The organism is Rossellomorea sp. FS2 (genome assembly GCF_047915635.1).
Lineage (GTDB): Bacteria > Bacillota > Bacilli > Bacillales > Bacillaceae_B > Rossellomorea > Rossellomorea marisflavi_A.
On sequence record NZ_JBLRVS010000003.1, the window covers coordinates 129,834 to 136,151 of the forward strand.

A 6,318-nucleotide genomic window follows, 5' to 3' on the forward strand; every position below is an offset into this window, starting at 1 on the left:
AGTTAGATGAAGTTCAGAGAATTGATGGATACAAAATACAAAGAGATCCTCGAGCACTATTTGAACGAACAGGATGAAAAGGCTCTTTACCTTGGGCAAAAGTTCAGCCGGAAATCGATTGAACACAACGTGTCTCCGGAAGAAATCATTTCCCTTCATAAGAGTGTCATCCTAGAAATGGAACCGGACCTTCCTCATCACGTTTTGCACTCTTTCGATATATTACTTGAAGTGATGATCGGCTACGGATTCGCCTACAGGGAACATCAGAGCCTGCGTACGAAGCAACAGGAATTGAATAATGAGATCGACGTAGCCGCCAATATGCAGCAGACCCTCCTCGGTACCCGCATACCTGAAGTGGACGGGCTCGAGGTCGGTGCGGTGAGCGTGCCTGCCAAGAAGATGAACGGTGATTATTATCACTTCGTGGAAGATGAAAATGAAAATGTGAGCGTCGCGATCGCCGATGTCATCGGAAAGGGGGTCCCAGCGGCCCTGTGCATGTCCATGATCAAGTATGCCATGGACAGCCTTCCTGAATATCGACATAAGCCGAGCCTCGTCCTTGAGAGCCTCAATCGCGTCGTCGAACAGAATGTGGATGCAAGCATGTTCATCACGATGTTCTATGGTGTATATGACTCCAAAAGCCATGTCTTCTCCTATTCATCAGCCGGTCATGAACCCGGGTTCTATTACAACGCGATCAACGGGGAATTCGAGGATCTGGACGCCAAGGGCCTTCTCCTCGGGGTGGATAAGAAAGCGAAGTATCGCGAATACGAAAGAGGAGTCGAAGAGGGTGATATGATCATCCTTCTGTCTGACGGTGTGACAGAATGCCGCTCGGAGGAAGGGTTCATCGAGCGGGAAGACCTGGTGGAACTCATCAGGAAGTACAATCACCTGCCTCCTCAGGAAATCGTCAACAGCGTCTATAAGGAGCTTGAGAAGCTGCAGCACTTTGAACTTAGGGATGACTTCACACTGATCATCATTAAAAGAAATCAATAATGTGGTTTATCCTGTAAATAATAGGGGTAAACGATTAAGAGTATTTTAATACATGCCTAAAAGGTGGTCTTTTCATGAACTTATCAATAGATATGAAAGAAATGGATAACGATATAAACGTAAAAGTTTCAGGTGAAATTGATGCATATACAGCTCCAAAGTTAAAAGAAAGCCTTCAGCCAGCTGCTGAAAAAGAAAACAGCCAGCTAACCGTCGATCTTTCCGACGTTTCCTATATGGACAGTACCGGCCTTGGGGTATTCGTTGGCCTATTTAAAACCGTAAAGGCAGGCGGGGGAGAACTGCACCTTGTCGGTCTATCGGATAGACTGCAACGCCTGTTCGATATCACTGGCCTGGGAGATATCATGAATATTGATTCCAAAGTAAAAGGTGGAGTGGAATGATGCAGGAATATGATTACATCGAGATGAAGATTCCCGCGAAGCCGGAATATGTGGGGGTCATCCGTCTTACCCTGTCCGGGATTGCCAGCAGGATGGGCTTTGATTACGATGCCCTTGAAGACTTGAAGATCGCCACCAGTGAGGCTATCACCAATGCGGTTCAGCATGCCTACAAGGATGACGATGGAGAAGTCGTTGTCGGATTTGGTCTATACGAGGACCGCCTTGAAGTCATGGTCGCCGATCACGGAGAAAGCTTTAACTTCACCGAGATCAAAAAGGCAGTCGGCCCTTACCATGCGGATCACTCCGTGGAATTCCTCAGAGAAGGTGGGTTGGGACTTTATCTTATAGAGAGCCTTATGGATGAAGTAAAGGTGCATCATCAAGAGGGAGTGACGGTCTTTATGACGAAATTCCTATCAGGGGAGCAGGTGGAGAGGGATGAAAAAACTATCTCAACCTAACCACCAGGCCAATAAAGATAAAGTGATGCAGTGGATCAAAGATTATCAGGAAAACAAGGATGAAGACGCTCAAAGCCAATTGATCCTTCATTACCAGAATCTTGTCGAGTCCATTGCTCGGAAATATTCCAAAGGACGATCATTTCACGAAGATATCATACAGGTCGGTATGATCGGACTCTTGGGCGCCATCAGGCGTTATGATGAGTCTTTTGGTCGTTCATTCGAAGCGTTTGCCATCCCGACCATCATCGGGGAAATCAAACGATTCCTTCGTGATAAGACATGGAGCGTTCACGTTCCGAGACGGATCAAAGAGCTTGGACCCAAAATCAAAACAACAGTCGAAGAGCTGACCAATACGCTGGAACGCTCTCCTCAGGTTCACGAAATCGCCGATTACCTTGAAGTGACCGAAGAGGAAGTGTTGGAAGCGATGGAGATGGGTCGCAGCTATCAGGCCCTCTCTGTGGATCATTCCATCGAAGCGGACTCCGAAGGAAGCACGGTTACGATCCTCGACATCGTGGGGAACCCCGACGAAGGATATGAGAAAGTCAATCAGCGTCTTGTGCTTGAAAAGGTCCTCCACGTACTTTCCGAACGCGAAAAGGCCATTATCCAATTCACGTACCTGGATAATCTTAGTCAAAAAGAAGCGGGCGAGCAATTGGGGATCTCGCAAATGCACGTATCCCGACTTCAACGAAGGGCCATCAAAAAACTCCGCGACGCCATACAGGAAGAGATGCAAGACGGGGAGCATGACTATTGATGCCATACCTTCAACAAAATGATGTAGAAGTCTATGCGGGTCAGGTTTCTAAAAACGGCAATCGTTTTTGTGGAGATAGCTATTTTTACACCTCGACGGATGATTATTTCATCTGTGTTCTGGCTGATGGTTTGGGCAGCGGAGTCTATGCCTTTGAATCTTCACATGCCGTCGTGGAAATCGTGGAAGAGAACCACCACGAAGATGTGGACACCTTGATGGACATGTGCAATGAAGCGCTCCAGAAGAAACGGGGGGCAGCTGTTGCCATTGTAAAGGTGTACTACCACTCAAAAGAGTTTGTGTACAGCTGTGTGGGGAATATACGTTTTTATATGTATGCACCTGAAGGGAAGATGACCTATCCACTGCCGGTCACGGGATACCTTTCAGGGAGACCGCAGAAATACAAAACTCAACGCTTTTCCTACCATTCGAATTCAAGATTCCTCATCCATTCGGATGGACTGAATATCCCAGGAGTCAAAAGTTTAATGCAAAAGTATCCGACCCTCCATGGAACGCTGAACGAGATTGAAGCGAAGGTGGACCAGAAGGCGGATGATACAACCTATATTATTGGAAGCTTACTCTGATTGGGGTAAGCTTTTTCATTGCGAAGAATTCCCGCTGAGTATGTGATAAACTTAAAGTGAAATTGTGAATAACTGGAGGTTATACCGTGACGTCTACGTTAACGAATGAAGCTATTTTGATCAATAAAATTGGCAAAGACTTATCCATCTCCACTAAGAACGTAAAAAATGTGATAGATCTATTAGAAGGTGGGAATACGGTTCCCTTCATAGCGAGGTACAGGAAAGAACAAACCGGAGCACTCGATGAAGTGCAGATCCGCGATATCATGACCAACTGGGAGTATCTACAGAACCTGAAGAATCGAAAAGAAGAAGTGCTGCGTCTAATAGAGGAACAGGGCAAACTGACCCCGGAACTATCAGCAGCCATTTCTTCGGCAGAGAAGTTGCAGCAGGTAGAGGACTTATATCGCCCATATAAACAGAAGAGAAGGACAAAAGCGACGGTAGCGAAAGAAAAGGGGCTCGAACCGCTCGCTGACTTCCTCCTCTCCTTTCCGCTGAATGCTGATATCAATAGAGAAGCCGCAAAGTACGTGTCGGATGAACAGGGAGTAGGAAGCACCGAGGAAGCTTTATCCGGCGCGAAGGACATCATCGCAGAATTTATATCGGATGACGCTGCGCATCGTGAGTACATACGGACTCAGATTTTCCGGAAGGGCCTCATTGAGTCCAAAGTGAAAAAAGAGGAAGAAGACGAGAAGAATGTGTACGAAATGTATTATGCCTACCAGGAGCCGATTCACAAGGTCGTTCCCCATCGTGTTCTTGCCATGAATAGGGGAGAGAAGGAGGGGATCCTGAGAGTAGGGGTACAGGCCGATGCAGAGTCGATCCTCCGCTATTTGAATAAGCAGGTGATCAAGGATACACGCTCGCAGGCGGCGTCCATCGTCCAGGAAGCGATCGAAGATGGATACAAGCGACTGATCCTGCCGTCTGTTGAAAGGGAGATCCGCGGGGAGCTGACCGACAAAGCGGAAGATCAGGCTATCCATATCTTCTCGGAGAATCTGAGGAAGTTATTATTGCAGCCACCGATGAAGGGAAGGACCGTCCTCGGCGTCGATCCGGCATTCAGGACGGGATGCAAGCTTGCCATCATCGATGAAACTGGAAAAGTCCTCTCGATCGATGTGATCTACCCCCATCCGCCACGCTCGCAGAAGGCAAAAGCGGAAGAACAGGTGAAGGCGATCCTTTCGCGCTATCCGATCGAGGTCATCGCCATCGGGAACGGAACCGCTTCAAGGGAGACCGAACAATTCATCGTGGACGTATTGAAGGAAGTGGGGGGAGACATCTCCTATCTGATCGTCAATGAAGCAGGGGCAAGTGTGTACTCCGCCTCAGACATTGCGCGCGAAGAATTCCCTGACTTCCAAGTAGAGGAGAGGAGTGCCGTATCCATCGCAAGGAGACTCCAGGATCCACTGGCGGAACTGGTAAAGATCGACCCTAAGTCTGTAGGGGTGGGACAGTACCAGCATGATGTATCCCAGAAGAAACTGAACGACTCCCTTACATTCGTAGTGGAGACGGCGGTCAACCAAGTCGGGGTGAATGTCAATACTGCTTCGTCCTCCCTCCTTCAATATGTAGCCGGGCTTTCGAAGACGGTGGCAACGAATATCGTCAAGAAGAGAGAAGAGGAAGGGAAGTTCTCCTCAAGGGCACAGCTCAAGAAGATCCCGAGGCTTGGAGCGAAAACCTACGAGCAGTGCATCGGGTTCCTCCGTATCATGGATGGAAAAGAGATGCTTGACCGCACGCCGATCCACCCCGAAAACTATAGTGAGGTGAAGCGTCTTCTCTCCATGACGGGATATAAGGAAGAACATATCGGTACAGAGGAGCTGAAGCAGGCCCTGCATGCACTTGATGTCCATCAAACGTCGGAAGAGCTCGGTATAGGGAAGCTGACCCTGAAGGATATCATCGATGCGTTGATCCGTCCCGGGCGTGATCCACGTGATCAATTCCCTAAGCCGCTGCTGAAGAAAGATGTGCTGAAGCTTGAGGATCTCAGTCAGGGAATGGAGCTGCAGGGTACGGTACGAAACGTCGTCGACTTTGGGGCTTTTGTGGATATAGGGGTGAAACAGGATGGACTCGTCCATATCTCCAAGCTCAAAAACGGCTATGTCAAACATCCGCTGGACGTGGTATCCGTCGGTGATGTAGTCACGGTTTGGGTCGAAGGGGTGGACGTCCGAAAAGGCCGCGTTTCACTTACGATGGTTCAGTAATAGATGAAAGAGGAGCTGAAGGTCCATTCCTTCAGCTCTTTTTTTCATTACGCTTGCGGTAAAAATTCCAGCATTGGTTCAACAGTTTGATCTGATAGCGGTCTTTCTCCAGATAGGCCCTTCTCATTTGATTGACCAGCCAGCTCGGCACAGGCGCACCTCCCTTAGGAATTTACCCGATGAGTGTGATACTTAATGTATGCTATAATGGATTGTCCCGTTCGTTAAGAAGGGGAAATCCAGGGGAAGAGGGGGCTGGACACCGTGACAAATGAGGAGCTGCAGCAGCTGGTATCAACCTTATCCAAACGTTTGTTTAAACGGCCGTTCCGTCATCAGGCCTACTTCAACCCGCGCCTGCGTACGACAGGCGGCCGCTATATGCTGAAGTCCCATCATATCGATGTGAATCCGAAGTATCTCCAGGAGTTCGGAATGGATGAACTGATCGGCATCATCAAGCATGAGCTTTGTCACTACCATCTTCATCTTGAAGGAAAGGGATATAAGCATGGGGACAGGGATTTCAAAGAACTGCTTGCAGAGGTAGGGGGCCCGCGTCATTGTTCATCTCTGCCTACCCAAAAGAAAAGAGGGAGGCGGCTGACATACAGGTGTACGGATTGCTCCATGGAGTTCATCAGAAAGAGAAGGGTGGACACCGATCGCTTCGTCTGCGGACGGTGTAAAGGAAAGCTGATCCTTGAAAAAGTAGAAGAGTTTCAGGGTTCCTAAAAAAAGGCCGGAAAGTTATTGACAACCAACGGTGCAGTCATTATAATCATAAGAGTCGATAAGACG

8 protein-coding genes are annotated in these 6,318 nt (G+C 48.4%); 7 read left to right on the forward strand and 1 reads right to left on the reverse strand.

The window, feature by feature from the left end:
- Positions 1-6 precede the first annotated feature (6 nt).
- The 6 genes from ACNA6I_RS10560 (at position 7) to ACNA6I_RS10585 (ending at position 5,517) form a co-directional block, all read left to right on the forward strand.
- Positions 7-1,017: a PP2C family protein-serine/threonine phosphatase gene (locus ACNA6I_RS10560; RefSeq protein WP_048007226.1), complete on the forward strand. Its 1,011-nt coding sequence runs from the start codon at positions 7-9 to the stop codon at positions 1,015-1,017.
- Positions 1,018-1,091: 74 nt separating this feature from the next.
- Positions 1,092-1,424 carry an anti-sigma factor antagonist gene (locus ACNA6I_RS10565; protein WP_048007225.1) on the forward strand — a complete coding sequence of 111 codons (333 nt, stop codon included), beginning with the start codon at positions 1,092-1,094 and terminating at the stop codon, positions 1,422-1,424.
- A complete protein-coding gene (gene rsbW, locus ACNA6I_RS10570) occupies positions 1,421-1,891 on the forward strand; it encodes an anti-sigma B factor RsbW (RefSeq protein WP_048007224.1) in 471 nt (156 codons plus the stop codon). The genes ACNA6I_RS10565 and rsbW overlap by 4 nt, the downstream gene beginning before the upstream one ends.
- Positions 1,869-2,666: an RNA polymerase sigma factor SigB gene (gene sigB / locus ACNA6I_RS10575; RefSeq protein WP_048007223.1), complete on the forward strand. Its 798-nt coding sequence runs from the start codon at positions 1,869-1,871 to the stop codon at positions 2,664-2,666. The genes rsbW and sigB overlap by 23 nt, the downstream gene beginning before the upstream one ends.
- Positions 2,666-3,262 (forward strand): PP2C family serine/threonine-protein phosphatase, encoded by a 597-nt coding sequence (locus ACNA6I_RS10580; protein ID WP_048007222.1) that lies wholly within the window; start codon positions 2,666-2,668, stop codon positions 3,260-3,262. Before sigB ends, ACNA6I_RS10580 begins: the two co-directional genes overlap by 1 nt.
- Before the next feature lie 86 nt (positions 3,263-3,348).
- Positions 3,349-5,517, forward strand: a complete 2,169-nt coding sequence (locus tag ACNA6I_RS10585; RefSeq protein ID WP_148796095.1) for a Tex family protein — start codon at positions 3,349-3,351, stop codon at positions 5,515-5,517.
- 31 nt (positions 5,518-5,548) lie between these two features.
- Here ACNA6I_RS10585 and cmpA read toward each other — a convergent pair whose 3' ends face one another.
- Positions 5,549-5,668 carry a cortex morphogenetic protein CmpA gene (gene cmpA / locus ACNA6I_RS10590; protein WP_148796093.1) on the reverse strand — a complete coding sequence of 40 codons (120 nt, stop codon included), beginning with the start codon at positions 5,666-5,668 and terminating at the stop codon, positions 5,549-5,551.
- A gap of 113 nt (positions 5,669-5,781) precedes the next feature.
- On the opposite strand from cmpA, the gene ACNA6I_RS10595 reads away from it, so the two are divergent.
- Positions 5,782-6,252, forward strand: a complete 471-nt coding sequence (locus tag ACNA6I_RS10595; protein ID WP_048007220.1) for a SprT family protein — start codon at positions 5,782-5,784, stop codon at positions 6,250-6,252.
- Positions 6,253-6,318: the final 66 nt, after the last annotated feature.

What these genes read in the sequence shown, in the direction of transcription:
- ACNA6I_RS10560 (WP_048007226.1), top strand. Translation starts at nt 7, where the DNA reads ATGAAGTTCAGAGAATTGATGGATACAAAATACAAAGAGATCCTCGAG.
- ACNA6I_RS10565 (WP_048007225.1), top strand. Translation starts at nt 1,092, where the DNA reads ATGAACTTATCAATAGATATGAAAGAAATGGATAACGATATAAACGTA.
- rsbW (WP_048007224.1), top strand. Translation starts at nt 1,421, where the DNA reads ATGATGCAGGAATATGATTACATCGAGATGAAGATTCCCGCGAAGCCG.
- sigB (WP_048007223.1), top strand. Translation starts at nt 1,869, where the DNA reads ATGAAAAAACTATCTCAACCTAACCACCAGGCCAATAAAGATAAAGTG.
- ACNA6I_RS10580 (WP_048007222.1), top strand. Translation starts at nt 2,666, where the DNA reads ATGCCATACCTTCAACAAAATGATGTAGAAGTCTATGCGGGTCAGGTT.